Source organism: Streptomyces africanus, from assembly GCF_030816955.1.
In the GTDB taxonomy this organism is placed as follows: domain Bacteria; phylum Actinomycetota; class Actinomycetes; order Streptomycetales; family Streptomycetaceae; genus Streptomyces; species Streptomyces africanus.
Genome location: NZ_JAUSYP010000001.1, coordinates 2,262,951 through 2,287,399 on the forward strand (window position 1 = coordinate 2,262,951; position 24,449 = coordinate 2,287,399).

The 24,449-nt window shown below is 72.2% G+C and carries 22 protein-coding genes, 1 pseudogene and 1 riboswitch; of the genes and pseudogenes, 8 read left to right on the forward strand and 15 right to left on the reverse strand.

Annotation, left to right across the window (positions count from 1 at the left end; translation table 11 throughout):
* The first annotated feature begins 117 nt into the window (after nt 1–117).
* Both QF034_RS10555 and QF034_RS10560 read left to right on the forward strand, forming a co-directional pair.
* Nucleotides 118–915, forward strand: coding sequence for an alpha/beta hydrolase (locus QF034_RS10555; RefSeq protein ID WP_307174690.1), 798 nt, complete (start codon nt 118–120; stop codon nt 913–915).
* Nucleotides 908–1,540 carry a hypothetical protein gene (locus QF034_RS10560; protein ID WP_307174691.1) on the forward strand — a complete coding sequence of 211 codons (633 nt, stop codon included), beginning with the start codon at nt 908–910 and terminating at the stop codon, nt 1,538–1,540. The genes QF034_RS10555 and QF034_RS10560 overlap by 8 nt, the downstream gene beginning before the upstream one ends.
* On the opposite strand, the gene QF034_RS10565 is transcribed toward QF034_RS10560, so the two are convergent.
* The 6 genes from QF034_RS10565 to QF034_RS10590 form a co-directional block, all read right to left on the reverse strand.
* A complete protein-coding gene (locus QF034_RS10565; RefSeq protein WP_307174692.1) occupies nt 1,537–2,283 on the reverse strand; it encodes an endonuclease/exonuclease/phosphatase family protein in 747 nt (248 codons plus the stop codon). The two genes, QF034_RS10560 and QF034_RS10565, sit on opposite strands and share 4 nt — an antisense overlap.
* Nucleotides 2,284–2,396: 113 nt before the next feature.
* The gene (locus QF034_RS10570; RefSeq protein ID WP_307174693.1) at nt 2,397–3,350 is read right to left on the reverse strand and encodes an ROK family glucokinase; all 954 of its coding nucleotides are present in this window, start codon (nt 3,348–3,350) and stop codon (nt 2,397–2,399) included.
* A gap of 134 nt (nt 3,351–3,484) precedes the next feature.
* Nucleotides 3,485–3,991 (reverse strand): DUF5304 domain-containing protein, encoded by a 507-nt coding sequence (locus QF034_RS10575; protein ID WP_307174694.1) that lies wholly within the window; start codon nt 3,989–3,991, stop codon nt 3,485–3,487.
* Between the two features lie 54 nt (nt 3,992–4,045).
* Nucleotides 4,046–5,221, reverse strand: a complete 1,176-nt coding sequence (locus QF034_RS10580) for an ArsA family ATPase (RefSeq protein ID WP_307174695.1) — start codon at nt 5,219–5,221, stop codon at nt 4,046–4,048.
* 145 nt (nt 5,222–5,366) lie between these two features.
* Nucleotides 5,367–5,807 (reverse strand): SRPBCC family protein, encoded by a 441-nt coding sequence (locus tag QF034_RS10585; RefSeq protein WP_306967651.1) that lies wholly within the window; start codon nt 5,805–5,807, stop codon nt 5,367–5,369.
* A gap of 111 nt (nt 5,808–5,918) precedes the next feature.
* Nucleotides 5,919–6,716: a metallophosphoesterase family protein gene (locus QF034_RS10590; RefSeq protein ID WP_082319876.1), complete on the reverse strand. Its 798-nt coding sequence runs from the start codon at nt 6,714–6,716 to the stop codon at nt 5,919–5,921.
* A gap of 297 nt (nt 6,717–7,013) precedes the next feature.
* Between QF034_RS10590 and QF034_RS10595 the strand changes: the two genes are divergently transcribed.
* The gene (locus QF034_RS10595; RefSeq protein WP_307174696.1) at nt 7,014–8,810 is read left to right on the forward strand and encodes an AMP-dependent synthetase/ligase; all 1,797 of its coding nucleotides are present in this window, start codon (nt 7,014–7,016) and stop codon (nt 8,808–8,810) included.
* Nucleotides 8,811–8,829: 19 nt separating this feature from the next.
* On the opposite strand, the gene QF034_RS10600 is transcribed toward QF034_RS10595, so the two are convergent.
* Nucleotides 8,830–10,467 carry a GMC oxidoreductase gene (locus QF034_RS10600; RefSeq protein WP_503167791.1) on the reverse strand — a complete coding sequence of 546 codons (1,638 nt, stop codon included), beginning with the start codon at nt 10,465–10,467 and terminating at the stop codon, nt 8,830–8,832.
* A gap of 113 nt (nt 10,468–10,580) precedes the next feature.
* Entirely contained in the window at nt 10,581–11,723 is a 1,143-nt protein-coding gene (locus QF034_RS10605; RefSeq protein WP_307174698.1) for a glycosyltransferase family 4 protein, read from the reverse strand.
* Between the two features lie 118 nt (nt 11,724–11,841).
* On the opposite strand from QF034_RS10605, the gene QF034_RS10610 reads away from it, so the two are divergent.
* Complete coding sequence (locus QF034_RS10610) at nt 11,842–13,080, forward strand: glycosyltransferase 87 family protein (RefSeq protein ID WP_307174699.1); 1,239 nt, start codon at nt 11,842–11,844, stop codon at nt 13,078–13,080.
* On the opposite strand, the gene QF034_RS10615 is transcribed toward QF034_RS10610, so the two are convergent.
* Entirely contained in the window at nt 13,038–14,363 is a 1,326-nt protein-coding gene (locus QF034_RS10615; RefSeq protein WP_307174700.1) for an MATE family efflux transporter, read from the reverse strand. The two genes, QF034_RS10610 and QF034_RS10615, sit on opposite strands and share 43 nt — an antisense overlap.
* Before the next feature lie 100 nt (nt 14,364–14,463).
* Between QF034_RS10615 and QF034_RS10620 the strand changes: the two genes are divergently transcribed.
* The gene (locus tag QF034_RS10620; protein ID WP_307174701.1) at nt 14,464–14,994 is read left to right on the forward strand and encodes a PadR family transcriptional regulator; all 531 of its coding nucleotides are present in this window, start codon (nt 14,464–14,466) and stop codon (nt 14,992–14,994) included.
* 16 nt (nt 14,995–15,010) lie between these two features.
* Here QF034_RS10620 and QF034_RS10625 read toward each other — a convergent pair whose 3' ends face one another.
* The 5 genes from QF034_RS10625 to QF034_RS10645 all read right to left on the reverse strand — a co-directional run bounded on the left by QF034_RS10625 (nt 15,011) and on the right by QF034_RS10645 (nt 20,376).
* Complete coding sequence (locus tag QF034_RS10625; protein ID WP_307174702.1) at nt 15,011–16,195, reverse strand: hypothetical protein; 1,185 nt, start codon at nt 16,193–16,195, stop codon at nt 15,011–15,013.
* A gap of 33 nt (nt 16,196–16,228) precedes the next feature.
* The gene (locus QF034_RS10630; RefSeq protein ID WP_307174703.1) at nt 16,229–17,242 is read right to left on the reverse strand and encodes a C40 family peptidase; all 1,014 of its coding nucleotides are present in this window, start codon (nt 17,240–17,242) and stop codon (nt 16,229–16,231) included.
* 221 nt (nt 17,243–17,463) lie between these two features.
* Complete coding sequence (locus tag QF034_RS10635; protein ID WP_306967642.1) at nt 17,464–18,504, reverse strand: C40 family peptidase; 1,041 nt, start codon at nt 18,502–18,504, stop codon at nt 17,464–17,466.
* A 245-nt stretch (nt 18,505–18,749) separates the two neighbouring features.
* Complete coding sequence (locus QF034_RS10640; RefSeq protein ID WP_307174704.1) at nt 18,750–20,099, reverse strand: NYN domain-containing protein; 1,350 nt, start codon at nt 20,097–20,099, stop codon at nt 18,750–18,752.
* A 37-nt stretch (nt 20,100–20,136) separates the two neighbouring features.
* On the reverse strand, nt 20,137–20,376 hold the full coding sequence (locus QF034_RS10645) for a hypothetical protein (protein WP_003989675.1): 240 nt from the start codon (nt 20,374–20,376) through the stop codon (nt 20,137–20,139).
* Between the two features lie 157 nt (nt 20,377–20,533).
* On the opposite strand from QF034_RS10645, the gene QF034_RS10650 reads away from it, so the two are divergent.
* The 3 genes and pseudogenes from QF034_RS10650 to QF034_RS10665 all read left to right on the forward strand — a co-directional run bounded on the left by QF034_RS10650 (nt 20,534) and on the right by QF034_RS10665 (nt 22,873).
* Complete coding sequence (locus QF034_RS10650) at nt 20,534–21,286, forward strand: rhomboid family intramembrane serine protease (RefSeq protein ID WP_307174705.1); 753 nt, start codon at nt 20,534–20,536, stop codon at nt 21,284–21,286.
* Nucleotides 21,283–21,564, forward strand: coding sequence for an Lrp/AsnC family transcriptional regulator (locus QF034_RS10655; protein ID WP_097216160.1), 282 nt, complete (start codon nt 21,283–21,285; stop codon nt 21,562–21,564). The genes QF034_RS10650 and QF034_RS10655 overlap by 4 nt, the downstream gene beginning before the upstream one ends.
* Before the next feature lie 248 nt (nt 21,565–21,812).
* A pseudogene (locus QF034_RS10665) lies at nt 21,813–22,873 on the forward strand (glycerate kinase family protein).
* Here the strand turns inward: QF034_RS10665 and QF034_RS10670 are convergent.
* Nucleotides 22,828–24,195: an aminotransferase class V-fold PLP-dependent enzyme gene (locus QF034_RS10670; protein ID WP_307174707.1), complete on the reverse strand. Its 1,368-nt coding sequence runs from the start codon at nt 24,193–24,195 to the stop codon at nt 22,828–22,830. The pseudogene QF034_RS10665 and the gene QF034_RS10670 sit on opposite strands and share 46 nt — an antisense overlap.
* Before the next feature lie 130 nt (nt 24,196–24,325).
* A riboswitch (SAM riboswitch) is annotated at nt 24,326–24,442 on the reverse strand.
* Between the last annotated feature and the right edge of the window lie 7 nt (nt 24,443–24,449).

Genomic DNA, 24,449 nt, shown 5'->3' on the forward strand with positions numbered 1-24,449 from the left:
CGGTGTCAGTGCCGTCGCGTACGGTGAAGGTCCCGCGAACGCCGTGCGACCCCTGCCATGACGTTCCGTGACATTCCGTGATCGTGTTCGTCCCTTCTCACGACCAGGAGGCCGAAGGTGCCGGTCCTTGCCGGAGCCGAGCCGTTTCGCCACGAGGGCGGGGAGATCGCCGTGCTCCTCTGTCACGGCTTCACCGGTTCACCGCAGTCGCTGCGCCCCTGGGCGGAGCATCTCGCCGCACGCGGCATGACCGTCTCGCTGCCGCTGCTCCCCGGGCACGGCACGCGCTGGGAGGACCTGCGGATCACCGGCTGGCAGGACTGGTACGCGGAGGTGGAGCGCGAGCTGCGCCTCCTGTGCGAGCGCCGCGAGCAGGTGTTCGTGGCCGGTCTGTCCATGGGTGGCGCCCTGGCCCTGCGGCTCGCCGCGCGGCACGGCGACGCCGTCAGCGGAGTGATGGTCGTCAACCCGGCGAACAAGGTGCACGGCCTGGCCGCGCACGCCCTCCCGGTGATCCGCCACTTCGTCCCCGCGACGAAGGGCATCGCCAGCGACATCGCCAAGCCGGACAGCAGGGAGCTGGGCTACGACCGGGTGCCGCTGCACGCCGCGCACTCCCTGCGCCAGTTCTTCCAGGTAACCGACCGGGAGCTGCCGCAGGTCACCCAGCCGGTGCTGCTGCTGCGCAGCCCGCAGGACCATGTGGTGCCGCCGGCCGACTCGGCCCGTGTCCTCAGCCGCATCTCGTCGACGGACGTGAAAGAGGTCCTCCTGGAACAGAGCTACCACGTCGCCACGTTGGACCATGACGCGGACCGGATCTTCGAGGAGAGCACCACTTTCATCAGCCGGCTCGCGTCCGGCCTCGGCAAGGAGCCCGGTCTCGGCAAGGAAGGGACGACCGCAGGTGGCTGAGCACGACTCCGACCGCGAGGGCCGCGAGCCGGACGAGAAGGGCGTCCCGTTCGACGAGGAGGCCGCCTGGGCGGCGATCGTCGCCGGGTACGGCGAGGAACCGCCGGACCCGCCGGGCGCCAAGCCGTTCAAGTCGGTCGAGGACCTGCCGCTGCTGGAGCCTCCGACCAACGACGACCGGGCCGACCGGGTGGACACGGCCGCGTCGGCCCCCGCGGACGCCGGGAAGCCCGGCGAGCCGGACGGGCCGGAGCCGAAGGCATCCGGCGACAAGCCGGCCAAGCCGCTGGGCGGCTCCGTCTCCTTCGCGCCCGGCGTCGGCCCGCGCGATTACTCGGCGCCCGAGCCCGCCGAGGACGACTTCGACGAGGACGACGAGGGGCATTTCGTGCCGCCGGAGCCGCCCCCGCTGCCGTCCGCCGACCCCACCGCCAAGTTCGCCTGGCTCGGCGTCCTGGGCGGGCCGGTGCTGCTCCTGCTGGCCGTGCTGCTCGGCTGGGAGATGACCTGGTGGCTGACCACGCTGGGGATCGGCGGCTTCCTCGGCGGGTTCGCGACGCTGGTGATGCGGATGCGCACCGACGACGAGGAGGACGACGACCCCGGGCGGGGTGCGGTCGTCTAGGAAGCCGGCACTCTGAGGGCGGCCAGGACCGGGAGATGGTCCGTGGCCGCCCTCAGGTCTGTGTCGGTCACTCCGGGGTGTCCGATCGGCACGCCGCAGCCCAGCACCTCGATGCCCTCGGTCGCGAAGATCGCGTCGATGCGCTGGTAGGGGTCGGCGGGGGTCCAGGTGTGCTCGCCGCCCCAGGGGGACGCGGCCCGGCAGTCGGTCAGGGTGCCGGCCAGCAGGCGGAAGGCGGGACCGTCGGGGCGTTCGTTCAGGTCGCCGCCGGCGATCACGTGCTCCACGCCCATGCCGGCGAGCCGGTCCAGGAGCATGCCGGCCTGGTCGTAGCGCTCGTCCTTCTGCAGCGACAGGTGACAGCTCAGGACGCCGAGGCGGGTGCCGGCGAAGCGGACGACGGCCGTGGCGAAGCCGCGGCGGTGCAGGCCGGGGGTGTGGGGCAGGAGGACGTCCTCCGTGCGTTCGACGCTCGCCCTCAGCGAGCTGAGGATCGCCGGGCCTGTGGTGGTGGCGCCCCCTGTGACGACGACCAGGTCGGATGCGCGGGCCAGACGGGCGAGTTTCTTGCGCCATCGGAAGAAGCGGGGGGCCTCTTGGACAAGGACCAGGTCGGGTTCGCAGGCCTTGATGACGCGGGCCAAGGCGTCGGTGTCGTCGCGCATCGAGCGGATGTTGTAGCTGAGGACCCTGATGACCGCGGAACCGTCGGGTTCGGTACGGGAGTTGGGGAGCAGGGGCATGTGATCAATTTACGCCCAATGGCTCGGGGCGCGGGGATGGTGCGCGAGTGCCGGTCGTCTGTGGCTGATCGCGCAGTTCCCCGCGCCCCCAAAAAAGCAAAAAAGAAGGGCGTTTACATGATCGGGTCGGGTTCCCGGGCCAGGTCCGCCGCTCCCACCAGCCCGGCCTTGTTGCCCAGTTCCGCCGCGCGGACCTCGGCGACCGGGCGCCAGTTGCCGCCGACCAGCCAGCGCTTGTAGGACTTGCGGATCGGGCCCAGGACCAGTTCGCCCTCGTCGGAGAGGCCGCCGCCGACGATGAAGGCGGAGGGGTCGAAGAGGGAGGCGAGGTCGGCGAGGCCCGCGCCGACCCAGCGGGCCAGTTCGCGGTAGGAGTCGACGGCCACGCGGTCGCCCTGGCGGGCGGCCATGGAGATGTGCTTGCCCTCGATGCCGTCGGGCGTGCCGTTGCCGAGGCCGAGGAGGATCTCGGCGTTCTCGGGAGTGGCGTTGGCGCGCTGCTTGGCGTACCTCACCAGCGCCCGCCCCGAGGCGTACTGCTCCCAGCAGCCCTGCGAGCCGCAGCCGCACAGCAGGCCGTCCGGCACCATGCGGATGTGACCGAACTCGGCGGCCACGCCGAAGTGCCCGCGGCGCAGCTTGTTGCCGATGATGATGCCGCCGCCGAGGCCGGTGCCGAGCGTGATGCAGATGACGTTGCGGTGGCCCTTGCCGGCGCCGAACTTGTACTCGCCCCACGCCGCGGCGTTCGCGTCGTTCTCGACGACCACCGGGAGGCCCACGCGGGCCTCGACCTTCTCCTTGAGCGGCTCGTTGCGCCAGTGGATGTTGGGCGCGAAGTAGACCTCGGAGCGCTGCCGGTTCACATAGCCGGCCGCGCCGATGCCCACGCCGACGATGTCGTGCCCGACGCGTGCGCCTTCCACCGCCGATGCGATGGCGTCCACGATGCCCTCAGGCGTGCCCGGGGTCGGCACCTTGAAGGTCGAGAGGATGTTGCCTTCCTCATCGACCACGCCGGCCGCGATCTTCGTGCCGCCGATGTCGACGCCGATGGTGAGTCCCATGAATCCCTCAGTTTCGGTCGAGCCCCGCTACGGCCAACGGTACCCGAGGCACGCCGTCGGGTTCGCTGTCGTCCGCACGCTGGGCAGGACCGGCGGCGGCACGCCGGTCGCGGCTCGTGAAGAGGAGGCGGGGCTCAGTCCAGGTCGATGCGCTCCCCGGGACCGGCGTCGTCGCCCCGGTCATGGCGTTCGTCCAGGTCACGCGGGTCGATCCGGTCGTCGCGGCCGGTCCAGCGGCGCTCCTGGGCCTCGACGGCGGAGCGGTAGGCGGCGAGCAGTTCGTTCCCGGCGGCTGCCAGGTGGTCGAAGACGTCCGGGTTGCGTTCGATGACGGGTTCCACGGCGGCCTTGGCCTGCTGGACGACCTGGCGGACGACCTGTTCGGCGGCGGGCCCGGCGACGGCGCCGAACAGCGGGGACTGGATCCCCGACAGCTTGTCCGCGACGGCGTCGACGAGCTTCTTCAGTTCCTCGGCCGCGGAGCCCGGGGGCGGGCCGTACTCGGCTCGGCGGCGGGCCTTCTCCGCTTCGAGGTCCTCGGCGCACGCGGTCGCCCAGGCGTCGGCGTCGGCGTCGGTCGCCCGCACCTCGTCCGCGGCCTCGTCGCGGGCGGCGTCGGACGGGGGGAGCTCTTCGCTCATGACGGACTCCTGACTACGGTTCGTCTCTCCGACGTTACCCCCTCTCATACCCCCTCACCGCGTCTGCGGCCAGAGCTTCGGGTCGGGCGCGAAGCGGATGCGCAGCTCGCCCTCGCGCAGGGCGGCCCCGTCGACGGTGCAGCGGCGCAGCGCGGAGGGCAGCGGAACGATTCGGCGGAAACGCCCCGCCGTGACGACGAGTTCGTCGCCGCGCCGCACGAGGTCCAGTTCCTCGCGCAGGGCGCCGGGCAGCGGGATGTGCCAGACGAGCACCCCGTCCTCGCCGAGCCGGTCGGCCACCGGCCACTCGACCGCCGGGACGGGGGCGTCCGGGTCGACGCCGGGCGCGGCGAGGGCGGCCAGGTCGTCGGCGCCGACCGGGTCGCGTCCCAGGTGGGCGACGGTCCGGACGTCGTAGGACTCCCGCCACTCGTCCAGTGTCTTGCGCTGCTGGGCGACCGGGCCGGCCAGCCAGGTGTCCGGGGACGCCTCGGGCAGGACGCGGTTGGCGACCACGACGTCGGTACGCAGGCCGCGCAGGGCGAGTCCGAGGCGCGCCGTGCGGAGGGCGTCGGCACCGGCCGGGCCGGGCTCGGCGACCAGTCGTACGACGGTGTCGCGGTCGGCGACGACGGCCTCGACGGCGGCCAGCTCAAGGTCCCAGCGGGCGGCCGTCTCGTACAGCCACTCGGCGGGCATGGGGACGCCGGCGAGCCGGCCCAGGACGGGGCGCAGGGCGCGGGCGGCCTGGCGTTCGGGCGGGAGCAGACGGCGCAGGTAGCGGCGGAGTTCCTCGGGCAGGGCGAGCAGGGCGAGGGCCTGCGGGGCCGGGGGCAGGTCGACGACGAGCAGGTCGTACGACCCCGACAGCGCGGCGTCGCGCAGGGCGCGCAGGAGGGCGAGTTCCTCGGCTCCGGGGAGGGGGCTGAGTTCCTCGGGGTCGAGGCGGGAGGCGCCGAGGAGGTCCAGGGCGGAGGAGGCGCGGTCCTGGAGGGCGGTGAGGTCCGTGCGGAAGTCCTGGGCGGGGTCGGGGCGCCAGGCCGTGAGACCGGGTGCGGCCTTGACCGGCTCGGGGCCGGTGGGGGTGCCCAGGGCGGTACCGAGGGTGTCCGTGCGGTCGGTACCGAGGACGAGGGTGCGGGTGCCCTTCGCTGCCGCGGCCAGGGCGGTCGCGGCCGCGAGGGTGGTACGGCCGCTGCCGCCGGGGCCCGTGATCAGGATGGTGCGCATGAGGGTGAACGGTACCGGGCGTTGGCGCTCGGGCCGGGTGGGTCCGCAGCCCGCAGCCGAGGCACCCCAGGGGCGCGGGGAACTGCGCGACCAGCCACGACGGGCCCGCACCCGGTACGGCACAGGCACCGCTACGGCGCGACCCCTACTTGCCCGATTCCACGCGCTTCTTCAGACCCGCCAGCGCCCGGTCGATGATGACCTTCTCCGCCTTGCGCTTGATCATGCCGAGCATGGGGATCTTGACGTCCACGGTCAGCGCGTAGGTGACCTCCGTGCCACCCGCCCCCGCCGGCTTCAACAAGTACGTGCCGTCCAGGGACCGGAGCATCTGGGACTTCACGAGGGTCCAGGAGACCTCGTTCTCGCCGGTCCACGTGTACGCGAGGACCTGGTCGTCCTTGATCGCCCCCGCGTCCATGACGAGCCGGACCTGTTCGGCACGGCCCCGCTCGTCGGTCTTGAGTACCTCGGCCTCCTTCACCTCGCCGGTCCAGTCCGGGTAGCGGGCGAAATCGGAGATGACCGCCATGACGTCGGCCGGGGCCGCCTCGATGGTGATGCTCGAGCTGGTGTGTTCCGCCATCGCCGTGGCTCCTCCAGATACGGGCCGGTATGAGGTCGTCGTGCGCAAGCGTGTGCAGCGTGAAGGCTACCGCGCACGGGACCCGCCGATCTCACCCGACCTGGGACGTCCTCACCATTCCAGCGCCCACGGTGTCCCGGTCCCCGCGAAGTGCCCCACGTTCACACACTCGGTTGCCCCGATCCGCATCCGCCGCACCAGCGGCTGGTGGACGTGCCCGAAGAGGGAGTAGCGGGGCCGGGTGCGGCGGATGGCGTCCAGCAGGGCCCGGCTGCCGCGCTCGAAGCGGCGCGCGACCGTGTCGTAGACCAGTTCGGGAACCTCGGGCGGGATGTGCGTGCACAGCACGTCGACCTCGCCGACGGCCTCTATCTTGGCCGCGTACTCCTCGTCGCTGATCTCGTACGGCGTCCGCATCGGCGTCCGCAGGCCGCCGCCGACGAAGCCGAAGACCCAGCCGCCTATCTCGACGCGCTCGCCGTCGAGGACGGTCGTGCCGGGCCCGGCGTACTCCTGCCACAAGGGCGGCATGTCGACATTGCCGTAGGTCGCGTACGTAGGGGTGGGGAACGCGGCGAACATCTCGGCGTACTGCTTGCGCACCGCCTTCTCGATCACCGAGGCGCGGTCCTCGCCGACGCCGGCCCACAGCCGGGCCCCGAGCTCCCGCGCCTCCTGGAAGCGCCGGGCGGTGCGCAGCGCGACGATGCGGTCGGCGTTCTCGACGCCGAACAGGTCGGGGAAGATACCGCGCGAGTGGTCGGCGTAGTCGAGGAAGAGGACGAGGTCGCCCAGGCAGATCAGGGCGTCGGCGCCCTCGCCGGCCCTGGCCAGGTCACGGGCGTTGCCGTGCACGTCGCTGACCACGTGCACGCGCGTCCTGTGGTTTCCGGCTGGTGTGGGTGCCATGGTGATCAAGGGTAGGTCGAGCGGCACAGTTGTGAACAGTGGCGGCCCTACCTGCGGTTACTGGCCAGTCAGTTAGCACGTGGACTACTGTGCGCAAAGGAATACCCAACTGTGTGACGCAGCGAACATCTCGACGGGACCCCCTGTCGGAGAACCCATACCGGCGGGTAACGTCCGGGCAGTCCAGTCGTGCTCTGCATTTCAACAAGTGAATGCCGGAGCACCTGCCCGAGCCTTGGACCGGACCGTCGCATCACACAACGTCGTGGCGCCGGCGCCCTATGAGGAGCAGCAGTCTTGCGCGAGTTCAGCCTTCCGGCTTTGTACGAGGTCCCTGCGGACGGCAATCTGACCGACATCGTCCGCAGAAACGCCGCGCAGCACCCGGACGTCGCCGTCATCGCCCGCAAGGTCGGCGGCACCTGGCAGGACGTCACGGCCACCGCCTTCCTCGCCGAGGTGCACACGGCCGCGAAGGGGCTGATCGCCGCCGGGGTCGAGCCGGGCGACCGGGTGGGCCTGATGTCCCGCACCCGTTACGAGTGGACGCTGCTGGACTTCGCGATCTGGAGCGCGGGCGCGGTGACCGTGCCGGTGTACGAGACCAGTTCGCCGGAGCAGGTGCAGTGGATCCTCGGCGACTCGGGCGCGACCGCGTGCATCGTGGAGTCGGACGGTCACACGGCCGCCGTCGAGTCGGTGCGTGACCGGCTGCCGGCGCTCAAGCACGTGTGGCAGATCGAGGCCGGCGGCATCGAGGAGCTGGGCCGGCTCGGGCAGGACGTCACGGACCAGACGGTCGAGGAGCGCAGCTCGATCGCCAAGGCCGACGACCCGGCGACCATCGTCTACACCTCGGGCACCACAGGCCGCCCCAAGGGCTGTGTGCTCACCCACCGCAGCTTCTTCGCCGAGTGCGGCAACATCGTGGAGCGGCTGCGTCCGCTGTTCCGCACGGGCGAGTGCTCGGTGCTGCTCTTCCTGCCGCTCGCGCACGTCTTCGGGCGGCTCGTGCAGATCGCGCCGATGATGGCGCCGATCAAGCTCGGCTGCGTCCCGGACATCAAGAACCTCACCGACGAGCTGGCCGCGTTCCGCCCGACCCTGATCCTCGGGGTGCCGCGCGTCTTCGAGAAGGTCTACAACTCGGCGCGCGCCAAGGCGCAGGCCGACGGCAAGGGCAAGATCTTCGACAAGGCCGCCGACACGGCGATCGCGTACAGCAAGGCGCTGGACACCCCGTCGGGCCCGTCCCTCGGCCTGAAGATCAAGTACAAGACGTTCGACAAGCTCGTCTACAGCAAGCTCCGCGCGGTCCTCGGCGGCCGGGGCGAGTACGCCATCTCCGGCGGCGCCCCGCTGGGCGAGCGCCTCGGCCACTTCTTCCGCGGCATCGGCTTCACGGTCCTGGAGGGCTACGGCCTGACCGAGTCCTGCGCGGCCACCGCGTTCAACCCCTGGGACCGGCAGAAGATCGGCACGGTCGGCCAGCCGCTGCCCGGCTCGGTGGTGCGGATCGCCGACGACGGCGAGGTGCTGCTGCACGGCGAGCACCTGTTCAAGGAGTACTGGAACAACCCCGCCGCGACCGCCGAGGCGCTGGCCGACGGCTGGTTCCACACCGGTGACATCGGCACCCTCGACGAGGACGGGTACCTGAGGATCACCGGTCGCAAGAAGGAGATCATCGTCACCGCGGGCGGCAAGAACGTCGCCCCGGCCGTGATCGAGGACCGCATCCGGGCGCACGCGCTGGTCGCGGAGTGCATGGTGGTGGGCGACGGGCGGCCGTTCGTGGGCGCGCTGATCACCGTCGACGAGGAGTTCCTGGGCCGTTGGTGCGCGGACCACGGCAAGCCGGCGGGTTCCACCGCGGCGTCGCTGTGCGAGGACCCGGACCTGCTGGCCGCGATCCAGGCGGCGGTCGACGACGGCAACGCCGCGGTGTCGAAGGCGGAATCGGTGCGGAAGTTCCGCATTCTGTCCTCCCAGTTCACGGAGGAGTCGGGCCACCTGACCCCCTCACTGAAGCTGAAGCGGAACGTGGTGGCGAAGGACTACGCGCACGAGGTCGAGGCGATCTACGCGAAGTAGCAGGTCTTTCCTGGGGCGTTCATGGCGCGGTGTCCTCGGCGAGGACCCGCGCCATCGTGCGTTCGGCGAGCGCGGTGATGGTCACGAAGGGGTTGACCCCGATCGACCCGGGCACGAGCGAGCCGTCGGTGACGTAGAGCCTGGGGTAGCCCTTCACGCGCCCGTAGTCGTCCGTCGCCCGGCCCAGTACGCAGCCGCCGAGCGGGTGGTAGGTGAAGTCGTCGGCGAAGACCTTGCTGCTCGATCCGAACAGGTCGTAGCGGTAGATCGTCGAGTTGGCCGCGTTGATCCGGTCGAACAGCTTTCTGGCCATGGCGACGGAGAGCGCGCTGTGGGCGGCCGTCCAGCCGAGCCGCACCTCACCCGAGCCCGTGTCGTACGAGAAGGACGCCCGCTCCGGGTTCCCGGTGATCGCCAGGTAGAGGCTCACCCAGTGTTCCAGCCCGGTCGGCAGCGGGGCGATCTCGGCGAACACGCGGTTGTCGGCGTTGGCCCAGTCGTCGATGCCCATGACCGGCATGGTCGACTGGTTCGCGCCGACGGTGTCCCACAGGTGGTTGGCCCGGCCGAGCATCACGTTGCCGTTGGTGCCCCAGCCGGCGCCGACGCTGGGGGCGAGGTCGGGCAGGGTGCCCGTCTCCCGGGCGCGCAGCAGCAGTTCGGTGGTGCCGAGGCTGCCGCCGCCGAGGAAGAGGTACGTGCAGCCGTACTCCTTGGTCTCGACGACCCGGCCGGTCTCGTCGACGCGGTCGGCGGTCAGGACGTAGCTCCCGTCCGGCGCCCGGCTGATCGCGCGGACCTTCTCCAGGGTGTGGATCGTGACGTGGCCGGTGCCGAGCGCGGTGGCGAGGTAGGTCTTGTCGAGGCTGCGCTTGCCGTGGTTGTTGCCGTAGATGACCTCGCCGGCGAGGGCCGACTTCGGGGCGGTGCCGGCCGCTTCGCGCGCCATGTGGCCGAAGTCGTAGACGTTCGGCACGAAGGTGGTGCGCAGGCCGGTCTTCTCGGCGTGCTTGCGGGAGACGCGGGTGAAGCGGTACCACTCCGTCGACTCGAACCAGGCCGGGTCGACGGTGTTCACACCGAGGGCGGCGCGGGCGCGCGGGAAGTACGTGCCGTACATCTCGTCGGCGTCGACGGTGGGGAACTGCTCGGCGAAGTAGGCCCTGGGCGGCGTGACCGCCATGCCGCCGTTGACGAGTGAGCCGCCGCCGACGCCCCGGCCGACGTAGACGGACATCTGCGCGAAGTGCACGCGGTCCAGGACGCCCGGGTAGCGGCCGATGTCCTGGTTGACGACGTCCAGCCAGAGGAAGGTGCCCAGGGGGGCCTCGGTGCGGGTGCGGAACCACATGGAGCGCTGGTCCGGGGTGCGGGTGGAGCAGAAGATCTTTCCGTCGGGGCCGGGGGTGTTCCAGAGCCGGCCCATTTCCAGGACGAGGGTGCGGATGCCGGCCTGGGCGAGGCGGAGGGCGGCTACGGCGCCGCCGTAGCCGGAGCCGATGACGATGGCGGGGGCGGTGTCCACTGCGTCGGGCTGCGCCGCTCGGGCGGAATCGAGGCCGATGCGGGTGAATCCCAGGGTGGCTGCGGTTTGCAGGGCTGCCATGCCCAGGATCTGACGTCTTGTCAGCTGACGCTGTGTCAGGTTTGATGTCATGTGCGCAGCATCAGCGGATTTTTGGGTTCCGCCTAGTGGGGTGCCGCTTGATCGTTGTGGGCGGGTGCGGGTTCGTTGTGGCTTGTCGCGCAGTTCCCCGCGCCCCTGAGCATCTACAGCAAGTTTTTCAGGTGCTCGGCGAGGAGGTCCCAGCGCCACTTCTCCTCGACCCACTCGCGGCCCCGCTCGCCCATGCTGCGGCGCAGGTCGGCGTCGCCGAGAAGGGTGGTGATGCGGTCGGCTGCCTCATCGGGGGAGCCTCCTCTCACCACCCAGCCCGTTTCGCCGTCGAGGACCGCGTCCGGGGCGCCGCCCGAGTCGCCGGCGACGACCGGGAGGCCCGTCGCCGAGGCCTCCAGGTAGACGATGCCGAGGCCCTCGACGTCCAGTCCGCCGCGGCGGGTCCGGCAGGGCATGGCGAAGACGTCGCCGGCGCCGTAGTGGGCGGGCAGCTCGGACCAGGGCACCGGGCCCGTGAAGCGGACCGAGGCGGCGACGCCCGTGTCGTGGGCCAGCCTGCGGAGGTCCTTCTCGTACGGGCCGCCCCCGACGATCAGCAGCACGGCGTCCGGCTCGGCCGCCAGGATCCGGGGCATGGCCTGGATCAGGGTGTCCTGGCCCTTGCGCCGCACCAGCCGGGAGACGCACACCACCACCGGGCGGTCCGTCAGGCCCAGCCGGGCCCGCACCTCGTCGCCGCCCGAGCCGGGGTGGAAGGTCTTCTCGTCGACGCCCGGCGGCAGCTGCGCCATCCGCGCGGCCGCCTGCGGGCTCAGCGCGCCGGCGATCCGGGAGCGCGTGTACTCGCCGAGGTAGGTGATCGTGTCCGTGGAGTCGCCGATCCGGCGCAGCAGCTGCCGGGCGGCGGGCAGCTGTGCCCAGCCGGCCTCGTGGCCGTGCGTGGTGGCGACCAGCCGTTCGGCGCCCGCGCTGCGCAGCGCCGGTGCCATCAGGCCGAGGGGAGCCGCCGCCCCGAACCACACCGAGGTGCACCCGTGCTCCCGCAGCAACCCGACGGCCCGCCGGGTGGCACCCGGCGTCGGCAGCAGCATGGTCATACGGTCCCGTACGACGGTGAAGGGCTGCTCGGCGTCGAAGGCGGCGGTCGCCGCCACGCCCTCCCGGCTCCGCTTCCAGGTCGACGCGTAGACGACCAGCCGCTGCGGGTCCAGCCGCAGCGCCATGTTGTGCAGAAACGCCTGGATGCCGCCCGGCCGGGGCGGGAAGTCGTTCGTCACGATCAGGGTCTTGCGCACGCCGCCGACCCTACCGAACCGCCCCGCGCGGCCGTACGCGCCGCCGGGTGTGGCACCCTCACAGCTGTCGGGGACATCATGGCCTCCTCGACACGGCACGCGGACGGGCAGGGATTCGGTGAGGACGACGGGCGCGAAGCGGTCCCTGGCATGGCTGCTGGTGGCCTGGGGTCTCACGAGGCTGATGCTGCTGCTGTTCGTGCTGAAGGTGTACGTCTTCCCGGGCCCGGACGTGACGAGCGACGTGTCCGTGATCTACCAGGGCTGGTACAACGTCCTGAGCAGCGGAACGTTCCCTCAGGACGACGTCACCTGGCAGTACCCGCCCGCCGCCGCCCTGGCGATCCTCTCCCCCGGCCTGCTGCCCTTCCTGCCCTACGCGACCGCGTTCTTCGTGCTGGTCTGCGTCACCGACCTGGCCGTCCTGGCCCTGCTGACGTACGCGGGCCGGCGCCCCGGCAGGTCGCTGCGCGGCGCCTGGGTGTGGGTGGCGGGCGTGCCGCTGCTCGGGCCGACGGTGTACGCGCGCTACGACGTGATGGTCACGGCGGTGGCCGTGGCGGCGCTGCTCGCGGGCGCCCGGCACCCCAAGGTGATGGGGGTGCTGGCCGCGTTCGGCGCGCTGCTGAAGGTCTGGCCGGCGATGCTCCTGCTGGCGGCCCGCCGGCCCGCCTCCTGGGTGTCGGCCCTGGTCACCGGCGTCGCGGTGACGGGCGTGTGCGCCCTGGCCGCGCCGGGGGCGTTCACCTTCCTGACCTCCCAGCGCGACCGGGGCACCGAGGTGGAGTCGCTGGGCGCGCTGGTCTTCCATGTCGCCCGGCGCTTCGGCTGGCGGGGCGAGGTGCGGCTGAACTACGGCTCGATCGAGTTCCTCGGGCCGTACGTGCGCGAGGTGAGCACGGGCGCGCTGTTCCTGACGGGGGCGGCCTTCGGCTGGCTGGTGCTGTGGCGGCTGCTGGCCCGGACCTTCGAGGAGCACACGGTCGCCGACGCGGCCTTCGTGGCGGTGCTGATGTTCACCACCACCAGCCGGGTGATCAGCCCGCAGTACATGGTCTGGCTGGTCGGGCTGGCCGCGGTCTGCCTGTACTTCCCCGGGAGCCGGATGCGGCTGCCGGTCGGGCTCGTCCTGGTGGCGTGTTTCGTGACGGTGCTGGAGTTCCCGCTCTACTTCGCCAACGTGGTGGCCAGTGACAGCCTCGGCCTGACCCTGCTGCTCCTGCGCAACGGCCTGCTCGTCGCCGCCACGCTCCTCGCGGCCCGCGCCCTGTGGCGGGCGACGGTACCGCGCACGGCCCCCGCTCCGGTGCCCGCTCAGCCCACCACCCGCACCGACGAGACCCCGGTCTCCACCTGAGCCGGGGCCCGCCGGAACAGCACGCCCGCCAGCGCGCACTGCACCGCCGTCGCCACCGCCAGCGCGAGGCACACACCGGGCAGCCCGAGCCCGGTCAGGCCGTACGCGAGCGCCAGCTGGAGAGCCGTCCCGAGCACGGTGACGCGCAGCAGCTTCGGGGCGTCCCCGCCGCCCTCGAAGACCCCGCCGAGCGCGATGAGGCAGGCCATCAGCAGCAGGTAGGGCCCGACGCAGCGCAGGAACAGCACACCCTCGCCCGCGACCCCGGGTCCGGCGCCGAAGGCTGCCATGAGCCACGGGGCGGCGACGGCCAGCAGGACGGCCGCGGCGAGGCCGATGGCTCCGGAGACCAGCACCGCCTGCCGCCCGATCTCCCGCCGCGCGTCCCTTCCCTCGCCCCGCGTGTGCGCGGTGTGGATGGACGCGGCCTGGCGCACGGCGTAGAAGGCCATGGTCGCCACGTACATGACCTTGTAGGCGATCGAGTACGCGGCCACCGCCGTCACCCCGAGCCGCGCCACGACGGCGACCAGGACCAGGGTGCCGGTCTGCCGCACGGTGAAGTCGGCGGACATGGGCAGGCCGGTGGTCAGCGTCCGGCGCAGGGAGACGGCCAGGGGCTCCGCCGGTGCCGCTCCGCGGGCGCTGCGCAGCAGTGCGGTGCGCCGGACCGCGACGAGTCCCGCCCCGAGCGCCACGGTCCGGCACAGCACCGTCGAGGCGGCGGCGCCCTGGACGCCGTGCAGGTGGATGAGGAACGGGTCGAGGGCCAGGATCAGACCGTTGGAGAGCAGGGCGAGCCGCATCGGGGTCCGGGTGTCGCCGGTGCCCTTGAGGATGCCGTCGACGAGTTGCTGGGCGAAGAAGACGGCCGTGCCGGGCATGGAGAGCGTGAAGTAGGAGACGGCGAGCGGGAGGGCGGCGCTGTCGGCCCCGCCCAGCACCAGCCGGGCCAGGGGTTCGCGCCCCAGCAGGCCGCCCGCCACCACCAGGGGCGTCACCAGCGCCCACAGTGCCCAGCCGCCGCGCACGGCCGCCCGTACGGCGGCGGGGTCGCGGGCGCCCCGGGCGTGGGCGACCAGCACGGTCGTGCCGGAGCCGAAGACCAGGGCGATGCCGAGCAGCACGTTCTCCGTGGTGGTCGCCACGGCCACGGCGGCCACGGCCGGACCGCCGAGCCGGGCGACCCAGATGGTGTTGATGATCCCGGCGGCGACGGACGCCAGGAGCGAGAAGTAGACGGGGCGGGCGAGCTGGAGGAGCTGCTTGCGGTGGGCGTTCACGGTGACTGTCCCCCCTGAGACCGACTGAACCTCGATTCGAGGTAGCTCGATAAGAGGTAGCATGGCGTCTCACGGCGCCGCAAGGAGGACGAGGAGGACCATGCTGGAGCTGTCGATCCTGGGCTTCCTGGCCGACGAACCGCTGCACGGCTATGAGCTCAAGGAGCGCATCAAGGCGCTGACCGGCCATGTCCGGCCGGTCAGCGACGGCGCGCTCTACCCGGCGATCACCCGCCTGGTCGGGGCGGGCCTGCTCGACCAGCGCACCGAGCCCGGCGCGAGCGCGGCCCCGCGCCGGATCCTCGCCCTCACCGGCAAGGGCCACGAGGAGTTGCTGGAGCGGCTGCGCCGCCCGAAGCAGACCGAGATCACCGACCACGTCCGCTTCAACACGGTCCTGGCGTTCCTGCGCCACCTGCCCGACCGGCACGAGCAGGCCGCGGTGCTGCGCCGCCGGCTGGAGTTCCTTCAGACCCCGGCGAGCTTCTTCTACGAGTCCGGCAAGCCGGTCCGCGCCGAGGAGACGGACGACCTGTTCCGCCAGGGCATACTGCGGGTCGCCCGGGCGACGGGCGAAGCGGAACGGTCCTGGCTGCGGGAGGCCATCGCGCTGCTCGAACAGCCGGGTTGAGTGAGACCGCGGGCGGTCAGCCCAGCTGGACCCGCAGATAGTCCCGCCACTGCGCCGTGAAGGCCTCCGGCGTCGTCCCCAGCACGTCGCGCATCGCCTCCTCCACCGCCCCAGCCCGCTTCCGGTGCTCCCCGACGGCCCGGTAGAACGCGCCCAGCCGCGCCTCGCCCCAGCGGTCGGCGATCAGCCGGCACGCCGTCCAGCCGCTCTCGTAGGCCCGGGCCAGGCGGCTCGCATCGCCGGTGAAGCCGAAGTCCCTGTCGCCGGGGAGGGCGGACGGGATCCGGCCCTGGGTCACCGCGCGGGACAGTTCGGGCGCGGCCTCGGGCGGGGTGCGGCCGGCGGCCCGGTAGCCGACCCAGTCGGCGTAGCCCTCGGACAGCCAGAGCGGGGTGGCGGGGGTGGTGTGGGCGCGGGTGGCGACATGGGTCGTCTCGTGGGTGACGACGACCTGCTCGCCGAGGGTCCCGAGGAGTGCGAACGCGTCCGGGTTGACGATGATGCGGTCCGCGGGCGCCTTCGCCGGTGCTCCCGTCTCGCCGGTGGTGACCGCCGCGATCCCGCGGTAGGAGGAGGCGGGTGAGCCGAGCAGCCCCGCCATCCCCTCCAGCGACTTCGGTACGAGCAGGACGACGCGCCGGCCCCAGTCCGTGCCCCACGCCTGAGAGACGGCGGGCACCGCGCGGTCGGCCAGGTCCGCGAAGCCGCGCAGCGACCGGCCGGACTGTCCGACGCCGAGGACCACGCTGCGCTCGCCCCGGACGACCTGTACGGCGCCCTGGTCCCACAGCTGCTGGGCGGACTTCCTCGCGGGCCGGTCGGCGTCGACCGACCACTGCCCGTCCGCGTCGCGGCTCAGCCGCAGGGTGCGGCCGGCGGTCACCGGCGCCCGGTCGTACCCCGCGACGCGGTAGCGCAGCTCGGCGTCGGCGGTGGCGGTGTCGCCGGTGCGGTGCAGGCCGGTCACGCGGTACGACCAGGCGGCCAGGGGCAGCGCGCGCACCCGGGCGAAATCCGCCCCCGTGCCCGTGCGCGCGTAGGACCGCTCGTCGTGGTCGAGGACCGCGGCGGCCCGCCGGTCGAGGAGCCGCTGGACGTCCGCCGTGGCGCTGTCGGCGGCGGACCGGCCGCCGCATCCGGTCAGGACGACGAGCAGCACGACGAGCGCCACCACCGGGGACCTCGACCTTCGACCAGCCACGGTCCCGATCGTACGGGCGCCGGGCCGCGCCGGTCAGACCCTGGTGACCGACGAGACGGGCATCATCCCGACCGGGTCGTAGCGCACGGGCGCGCCGGGGTAGGGCGCGTGGATGACCTGGCCGTTGCCCATGTACATCCCGACATGGCTGGCGTCGCCCCGGTAGACGACCAGGTCGCCGGGGCGCGCCTCGGACAGCGGGATCTGCCGGCCGGCGTACCGCTGGGCCTGCGAGGTGCGCGGCAGAAAGACCCCGGCCTGCGCGTACGACCACTGCGTCAGCCCCGAACAGTCGAAACCGGAGGGGCCGTTGGCGCCCCAGATGTAGGGCTTGCCGAGCGCGCTGCGAGCGGCGGCGACGGCGGCGGCTCCGCGTCCCGAGGCGGCGGTGGCGCCGCCGAGGCCGGGGATGCCGTCGCGGCCGGAGCGGGAGGCGCGGCCGTAGGCGTCACGCTCGCTGTCCGGAAGGGAGTTGAGCAGCCGCCGGGCCGCGGCGAGCTTGTGCTCGACGGTCTTCTTGCGGGCGGCGACGGCCTCGCGGCTCTTCTCCAGTTCGCGGAGCTTGCCGGCGGCCTCCTCACGGTCCTGGGCGAGTTCGCGCATGGCCTGCTGAAGCTCCTTGAGCTCACCGGCCTGGTGGGCCGTGATGCGGTCCAGCCGGGAGGCCTTGTCGAGGTAGTCGTCCGGGTCGTCGGAGAACAGCAGGGCGAGGGACGGGTCGATGCCGCCCGACCGGTACTGGGCACCGGCGAGCGAACCGAGCGACTCCCGCATGGAGTTGATGCGCTGCTGCTGCCGGGCGATCCGGTCCCGGGCGGTGCCGACCTCGTCGCGCAGCCGGTCGGCGCGCTCATCGGCCTCGTTGTAGGCCTCCGTCGCCTTCTCGGCCTGCTCGTAGAGGCGGTCCACCGTGGCCCGGGTGTCGTCGTACGGTGCGGCTGGGGCCGGTACCGCGCCCAGGGCGGCGGCCGCGACGGAAAGGAAGCTGACCGCGACACTGGCGTTCCGGTCGAACCCGGACGGTGCAAGGCGACGATGGGACCCCACGGGAAGCCGCTCTCCTTCCGCTGGCGGACTAGGAAACGCGGCAGACAGTAGCCCCGCGACGGGGGACCGCCAACGACCATCCGTGGGTATGCGGCACGACGCCCCGCCACTGACGCAGGTCACTGGCGGGGCGTGGGCTCACTCGAAGTTGGCGTGATTCGCCCGAACGGCGGACACGGTGTCCTGATCTTGGAGACGCCGGGGACTCCCGGGCGCTGGGATCAGACGCGGACGCCGAACATGAACGGGCCGCCGATGGTGTCCATCGACTCGTAGCGGACGACCGTGCCGGTGCGCGGGGCGTGGATGATCTGCCCGTTGCCGGCGTAGAGGCCGACGTGGTGCAGGTCGTTGAAGAAGAAGACCAGGTCGCCGACCTTGAGCTGGCTGACCGAGTAGATCTTGGTGCCGTACTGGGCCTGCGCCTCGGAGGTCCGCGGGATCTGCACGCCGGCCGCGGCGTACGCCCGGGAGGTGAGGCCGGAGCAGTCGTAGGAGCTCATACCGGTGGCGCCGTAGACGTAGGGCTTGCCGAGCTGGCTCTGCGCGAAGGCATAGGCCGCGGCGGCGCGGCCGGAGCCGGGCGGGACGTTGTCGGTGAGGGCGTCGCGCTCGCTGTCACGGCTGGCGCGGTCCTGCTCGGCGGCGAGTGCCTGCTTCTCGGCGGCGGTGAGGCTGTTGAGCAGCTTCTGCGCGGAGGCGAGCTTGCCCTGGACTTCCTTCTTCTTCTTGCCGAGTTCGGCCCGGGTGGAGGCGAGGTCCTTGAGCTTCTCGGAGGCCTCGGCGCGCTCCTGTGCCAGTTCGCGCTGCTTCTCCTGGACCTTCTTCAGCGCCTCGACCTGCTGGCTGCTCAACTGGTCGAGCGTGGAGGCCTTGTCGAGGTAGTCGTCCGGGTTCGCGGAGAGGAAGAGCTGCACGGAGGGGTCGATGGAGCCGGTCCGGTACTGCGACGCGGCCGCGAGACCCAGGCTGTCGCGCAGCTCGTTGAGCTCCTCCTGGCCGCGGGCGACGTTGTCCTGGATCGTGGAGATCTCCTTCTGGAGCTTCTCCTGCTTCTCCTTGGCCCCGTTGTACTTCTCGGTGGCCTGCTCCGCCTGCTCGTAGAGCTTGTCGACCTTGGCCTTGACCTCGTCCTTGCTCGGCTTCTCACTGGGGGCCGCGTTGGCGGCCTGCGAGCTGAAGGCGACGGCAGCTGCGGCGGCGGTGGTCAACACGGTCACACGTGCGCGGCTCGGCTGCTTGGGACGACGGTGGGACGCCACGGGTGAAAAGCTCCTTCTGGCCCCTCCGCCGTCTCTCCCGATGAGTGATCACCCGAGCGGAGGTTCGGCCTGACCCTAGTGACCTTCCTGTGATCAGTTCAAATCCTCAGCTGAAAAATTGCGTCACAGTGAGCCATCTTTTCCCCTTGACTCACAGGCGGTGAGCCCCATTTGACGCAACGTGGCACACAGACCTCACCAATTCGGGCATGAAGCCCGTACGTTACGCATGGTGCGAACAGCTGCTAGCCCCGCGAAAGGCGCTTCAGCAGCATCGCCGAGGCCACCGGGCGGGCGCCCGCGCGGGCCACGCCGTCGGCCACCTCGCGGTCGGTGGAGGCGACGATGACCGGCCGGCCGGGCGGTTCGGCGCGCACCAGCTGGCGGATCAGCTCGTCGGCGGTGACGCCCGGCTTCGAGAACAGCACCCGGACTCCGCGCGGCGGCGCGAGCAGGACCGGCGCGGCCAGTTCGGCCCCGTCGAAGACGCACGTGACCTCGGCGCCGCTCTGCGCCGCCAGTTGTGAGAGCTGCCCCAGCAGCCGCAGGCGCTGCTTCTCCAGCGGCATCTGCGGATAACCCGTCTTGGTGACGTTGTAACCGTCGACGACCAGATGGGCCTGCGGCAGCGCCAGCAGCTGGTCGAGGACCTGCGGGTCGTCCTCGGACAGGGCGCGGGCGGCGATGTCCTTGGGGCTCATCCGGTCCGGCTCGACGGCGTCCACGGTCTCGGCGGGCCGCACGGACACCGGCGGCAGGGCCAGTTCGCGCCGGAGCCCCTGGGTGGCGTCCAGCAGGGTGTCCAGCAGCAGCCGTACCCGCATGTCCTCGACGCTGCGGCCCTCGCGCGCGGCCCGGCGCGTGGCCTCCAGGGCGGCCTCGGTCTCCCCCAGCCGGGCCTTGAGCCGCCGGCTCTCGCTCTCGGCGGCGGACACCTGGGCCTGCCCCTCGGCCCGGACAGCCTCCATCTCGCCGTGCGCCTTGCGCAGGGCTGCCTCGCCGCGCTTGACGTCACTGAGGGCGGCGCGCAGCTTGCGGTGCAGCGACTCGGCTTCCTTCTTGGCCGAATCCAGCTCCGTGCGCAGCCGCTCCGTCTCGGCCCTGGTGTGGTCGCGGGCCCGGGCCAGCTCGGTGCGCAGCCGCTCCAGCTCGGCCCGGTTCTCCTCGTCGGCCCGCTCGGCGTCGGCCCGCTGGGCCTCCTCGCCGGCGGCGGCCACGAGCTTCACCCAGCCGTGGGGCCGCAGTACGTAGGCCGCGGCCGCCACGTCGAGCGGGTCCGCGGCCGGGGGCGGGGAGCCTGAGTCGAGGGCGCCGGTCAGTTCCGGCTGGGTCTCTCTGAGCTTCTCCCCGATGCGCTGCCGGAACAGCGGGTCGGTCTCCAGTGCCGCGGCCATGGCGTTGCCCGCGAACTTGGTCCGGCGGTTCGGGGCGAACCGGGCGTACTGCCTGAGCTGCGCGGGCAGCTCGCCGACCGTCAGCGAACCGAAGCCGTCGGAAACGATCTGGACGACTCTGCGGCGCACGCCGTCGGGCAGCGGACGGTCGAGCACCTCGGCGGCGCCGTCGCCCGGCCCCCCGCCTGTGGTCTCCACCATCCGTCACACCCCAATGCCTGTGCGGGGCCAGCTCCCCTCAGGAGCCGGCACCCGGCCTGTCCACGAGTTCCACCTGGTCCACCGCGTTGCACCAGCGGCAGCGCACCGACTCGATGGTCTCACTGAGCACCTCGCGCTCCTCGACCTTCGGCTCTCCGGCCAGGTCGAGGTGGACGTACTCGACGACCTTCGAGGAGCGGGTCACGTCGAACCTCGTGAGGTTGCCGCAGAGGGTGCAGCGCCACCGCGTCTCGGCGGTCGGCAGGGGAACCGTCATCGTGGCCTGTTCTCTTTCCTTCTAGTGTCCGTGACGCCACCGGCATCCGGTGCGTGTGGCTCGTAACCCTACGGCCTGGCGGGTCCTCGCCGCCCACGCGCCCACGGCGGCGAGGCGGTCTGTGCGGTTGCGTCCGGTTACGTCATGCTCTGTAGCCATGATCAGCAAGTGGAGTGCGTCGATCGTCCGGGCCGGCAGAACGTTCCGGGGGTCGTCGGCGCCGGTGACGTACTCACTGATCGCCCTGTGCTGCGCGGTCTTCCTGGCCGGTCCCGCCTCGGGGCTCGGTCCGGCGTACGGCACGGGCGACGAGCTGCTCGCCGCGCACCGGGCCTATTTCCGGCGCTGGGGCGTGATCCCCGCAGAACTGTTCGAGGGGTCCGCCGGATCGGCCCTCACCCCCGCGACGGCCCTCTTCGTCCACGGCAGCTGGGTGCACCTGCTCGGCAACATGCTCTTCCTCTACGTCTTCGGGGCGATGACCGAGGAACGGATGGGCCGGGTGCAGTTCACCCTGTTCTACGTCGGCTGCGGCTCTCTGGCCCTGCTGGGCTACGCCGCCGCCAACGCGGACTCCGAGCAGTCCCTGGTCGGTGCGTCGGGGGCGATCTCGGCGGTCCTCGGTGCGTTCCTCTACCTGTTCCCCCGGGCCCGGGTGACCAGTCTCCTGCCGTTCCTCTTCTTCCTGCCGGTGCGCTTCCCGGCCTGGGTCGTGCTGCCGTTCTGGGCGGCGCTCCAGTGGCTGGCGGCGGGGCGGGCCCCGGACGGGCCGGGCGTGGCCTACCTCGCCCACCTGGTGGGCTTCGGCCTCGGCTTCGGCTACGCGTCGGTCCGCTACGGCCGTCCCGCCGGTCCCACTAGAGTGAAGTCCGCCCCTGCTCCGGCCCCCGAGGGAGAGAACCAGCCGTGATCACCGCGATCGTCCTCATCAAGACCAGCGTGGACCGGATCCCCGAGATCGCGGAGTCGATCGCGGCGCTGGACAGCGTCAGCGAGGTCTTCTCCGTCACCGGCACCTACGACCTCATCGCGATGGTCCGGGTGAAGCAGCACGAGGACCTGGCGGAGGTCATCCCCGGCCGGATCAGCAAGATCCCCGGCGTGGAGGGCACGGACACGCACGTGGCGTTCCGTACCTACTCGCAGCACGACCTGGAGGCGGCGTTCTCGATCGGGCTGGACAACTAGAGCCGTCCAGCCTGCCGGGCCCCGGATGAAGAGTTCCTCATCCGGGATCATCATTCGCTCCGGGTTCCGTCCGCAGGATCAGGCACATGGCATTCTCCCGTCGCATGGCCGCCCTCTCCGCGGTCGTACTGAGCCCGCTGGGCAACCGCCTGCTCACGCAGGAGACCGGCGAGTTCGCCAACGTCGAGGAGCGGGGCCGGGATCCTCGGACGGGCCGGCCGTTCACCGACGCGGACCGGCTGCTGACGATGTTCCTGGAACGGCAGAACCCCGACGCGGACGAGGAGCTGACCGGCCTGGTCGGCGGGGCGGGCGGCACGCCCCGGCAGATCCGCCGGCGGCAGGCCCTGCCCCTGCACGAGGACCCCGCCGCCAAGCGCGGCATCGTCGACTCGGCCGCGTCCTCCGGACCGTGGGCCCCCGCTTCACCCCGCTGGGCTCCGGGGACACGGCGGTCGTGGAGATGGCGGTGGTCACCGGCCTCTCCCTCGTCCCGCGCGACCCGGGCGGCACCACCACCTACGGCGTCGGCGAGCTGATCCGCTCCGCGCTCGACCGGGGCGTGAGGCGGATCCTCGTCGGCTGCGGCGGCGGCGCGGGCGCGCTCCAGGCGTTCGGGGCCCGGCTGCTGGACGAGTGGGGCAAGGAACTCACATTCCGGGGCCGGGAGTTGACGCGGTTGCACCGCGTCGACCCGAGGGGCCTGGACGCCCGCCTGGCGGATGTGGAGCTGCTCGTCGCCTGCAACCCGTACAACGTGCTGTGCGGCGAGCGGGGCATGGCCCGGGTAACTGGGCCTTCGTCCTCACCCGCGATGTCGCCGTCCCGGACACCAACCTCCGGCACGGTCCCGGAACCGGGGCCTCCGGCGGGCTGGGCGCCGGCCTCGCCACCCTCGGCGCCCGTCTCCTCCCCCGCTTCGACGTGCTGCTGGCCCACCTCGACCTGGACGCCCGGCCGGCCCGCGCGACCTGGTGATCACCGCCGAGGGCGCCCTGGACCACCAGACGCCGCGCGGCAAGGTCCCGGCCGAAGTGGCCCGCCGGGCCAAGCTCTACGGCCGCCCGGTCCTGGCCCTGGCGGGCATGCTCGGCGAGGGCGCGCACGAGGTGCGGGCGTGGACGCCTGCCACGGCATCCTGCCCGCCCCGAAGGAGCCGGCCGAGGCACTGCCGCGCGCGAGCGAACTGCTCACCGACGCCACGGAACGCGCCCTGCGGATGATCGTCCTCGGCACCCGGCTGCCTCCGGTGTCCGAACCCGTTCAGGCGGAGGTGTCCGGCACGCAACGCCCGTCCTCCGTGCGGTAGTTCCACCGCGCCCCGTCCGTCACGAGCTCCCGCACGGCCCGCACGAACCGCTCCACGTGCTCGTCCGGCGTGCCCGCGCCGAAGCTGACCCGGATGGCGTTGAGGGACTTCTCGCCGGGCGCGGCCTCGGGCGACCCGCACTCGCCCTGCGTCTGCGGGTCGCTGCCGAGCAGCGTGCGCACCAGCGGGTGGGCGCAGAACAGCCCGTCCCGCACGCCGATGCCGTACTCGGCGGAGAGCGCGGCGGCGAAGTGGGAGCTGTTCCAGCCCTCGACGACGAAGGAGAGCACACCGACGCGCGGGGCGTCGTCCCCGAAGAGGGACAGGAACCGCACCTGAGGGACGTCGGCGAGCCCCTCGCGCACCTTGGCGACCAGGTACTGCTCGCGGGCGACGAGGGTGTCGAAGCCGGCCTCCGTCAGCGCCTTGCAGGCGGAGGCCACGGCGTAGGCGCCGATGACGTTGGGCGATCCGGCCTCGTGACGGGCGGCGCTGTCGTGCCACTCCACGTCCACTCCCCCGTCCGTGCGCCGGGTGACCTTGCGGCTGGCGCCGCCGCCCGCGAGATACGGCTCGGCCTCACGCAGCCAGTCGGCCCGCCCTGCCAGGACGCCGGACCCGAAGGGCGCGTACAGCTTGTGCCCGGAGAAGGCGACCCAGTCGACGTCGAGGTCGGCGACGGACACGGGGTGGTGCGGGGCCAGTTGGGCGGCGTCGAGCACGATCCGGGCGCCGTGCGCGTGCGCGGCCGCCGCGAGTTCCCGTACGGGCCACAGCTCGCCGGTGACGTTGGAGGCGCCGGTGACGCAGACGAGGGCCGGCCCGTAGGGGTCACGGTCGGCGAGGGCGCGCTCCAGGGTCTCGACGGCCTGGCGGGGGCTGCGCGGGGCGTCGAGATACGTGACGCGGGCGTCGCGCCAGGGCAGCAGGGAGGCGTGGTGCTCGGTCTCGAAGACGAAGACCTGGCAGCCGGCCGGGAGCGCGGCGGCCAGGAGGTTGAGGGAGTCGGTGGTGGACCGGGTGAAGACCACCTGGTCACCGTCCCGGCAGTCGAGGAACTCCGCGACGGTCCGGCGGGCGTTCTCGAACAGGTCGGTCGACAGCTGGGACAGGTACCCGGCTCCGCGGTGAACGCTGCCGTAGTAGGGCGCGTAGGCGGCGACGTCGTCCCAGACCCGCTGGAGCGCCGGGGCGCTGGCGGCGTAGTCGAGCGCGGCGTAGGCGACCTCGCCCCCGGTGACGAGCGGAACGGTGACGTCCCGGCCCAGAACGGGCAGCGGGGCACAAACGGACGGGGCGGCGGCAACGGTGGAGACGGACATGGCGGAACTCCCGTGAAGTCAGGTGGAATCCGCCCGCGAGCACATGGCTCAAGCGGGGGTGAAGGAAAGAGGGGTGCGGAGGCGGGGCTCTGCGGCCCTATCGCATTCGCTGGTTCACGAGAGACTCCTCGTCACGCGCTTGCCACAGACCTCGCTGCCTGCGGCCTGGTCTTCACCCGGGGCACCCCGCCACGGACGGAGGGTTGCCGGACAGTCGGCCGGGGCCTCATGACTGTCACTCATGACCTGGTCAG

What these genes read in the sequence shown, in the direction of transcription:
- QF034_RS10565 (WP_307174692.1), bottom strand. Translation starts at nt 2,283, where the DNA reads ATGCCCCTGCTCCCCAACTCCCGTACCGAACCCGACGGTTCCGCGGTC.
- QF034_RS10570 (WP_307174693.1), bottom strand. Translation starts at nt 3,350, where the DNA reads ATGGGACTCACCATCGGCGTCGACATCGGCGGCACGAAGATCGCGGCC.
- QF034_RS10575 (WP_307174694.1), bottom strand. Translation starts at nt 3,991, where the DNA reads ATGAGCGAAGAGCTCCCCCCGTCCGACGCCGCCCGCGACGAGGCCGCG.
- QF034_RS10580 (WP_307174695.1), bottom strand. Translation starts at nt 5,221, where the DNA reads ATGCGCACCATCCTGATCACGGGCCCCGGCGGCAGCGGCCGTACCACC.
- QF034_RS10585 (WP_306967651.1), bottom strand. Translation starts at nt 5,807, where the DNA reads ATGGCGGAACACACCAGCTCGAGCATCACCATCGAGGCGGCCCCGGCC.
- QF034_RS10590 (WP_082319876.1), bottom strand. Translation starts at nt 6,716, where the DNA reads ATGGCACCCACACCAGCCGGAAACCACAGGACGCGCGTGCACGTGGTC.
- QF034_RS10600 (WP_503167791.1), bottom strand. Translation starts at nt 10,467, where the DNA reads ATGACATCAAACCTGACACAGCGTCAGCTGACAAGACGTCAGATCCTG.
- QF034_RS10620 (WP_307174701.1), top strand. Translation starts at nt 14,464, where the DNA reads ATGCTGGAGCTGTCGATCCTGGGCTTCCTGGCCGACGAACCGCTGCAC.
- QF034_RS10640 (WP_307174704.1), bottom strand. Translation starts at nt 20,099, where the DNA reads ATGGTGGAGACCACAGGCGGGGGGCCGGGCGACGGCGCCGCCGAGGTG.
- QF034_RS10645 (WP_003989675.1), bottom strand. Translation starts at nt 20,376, where the DNA reads ATGACGGTTCCCCTGCCGACCGCCGAGACGCGGTGGCGCTGCACCCTC.
- QF034_RS10650 (WP_307174705.1), top strand. Translation starts at nt 20,534, where the DNA reads ATGATCAGCAAGTGGAGTGCGTCGATCGTCCGGGCCGGCAGAACGTTC.
- QF034_RS10670 (WP_307174707.1), bottom strand. Translation starts at nt 24,195, where the DNA reads ATGTCCGTCTCCACCGTTGCCGCCGCCCCGTCCGTTTGTGCCCCGCTG.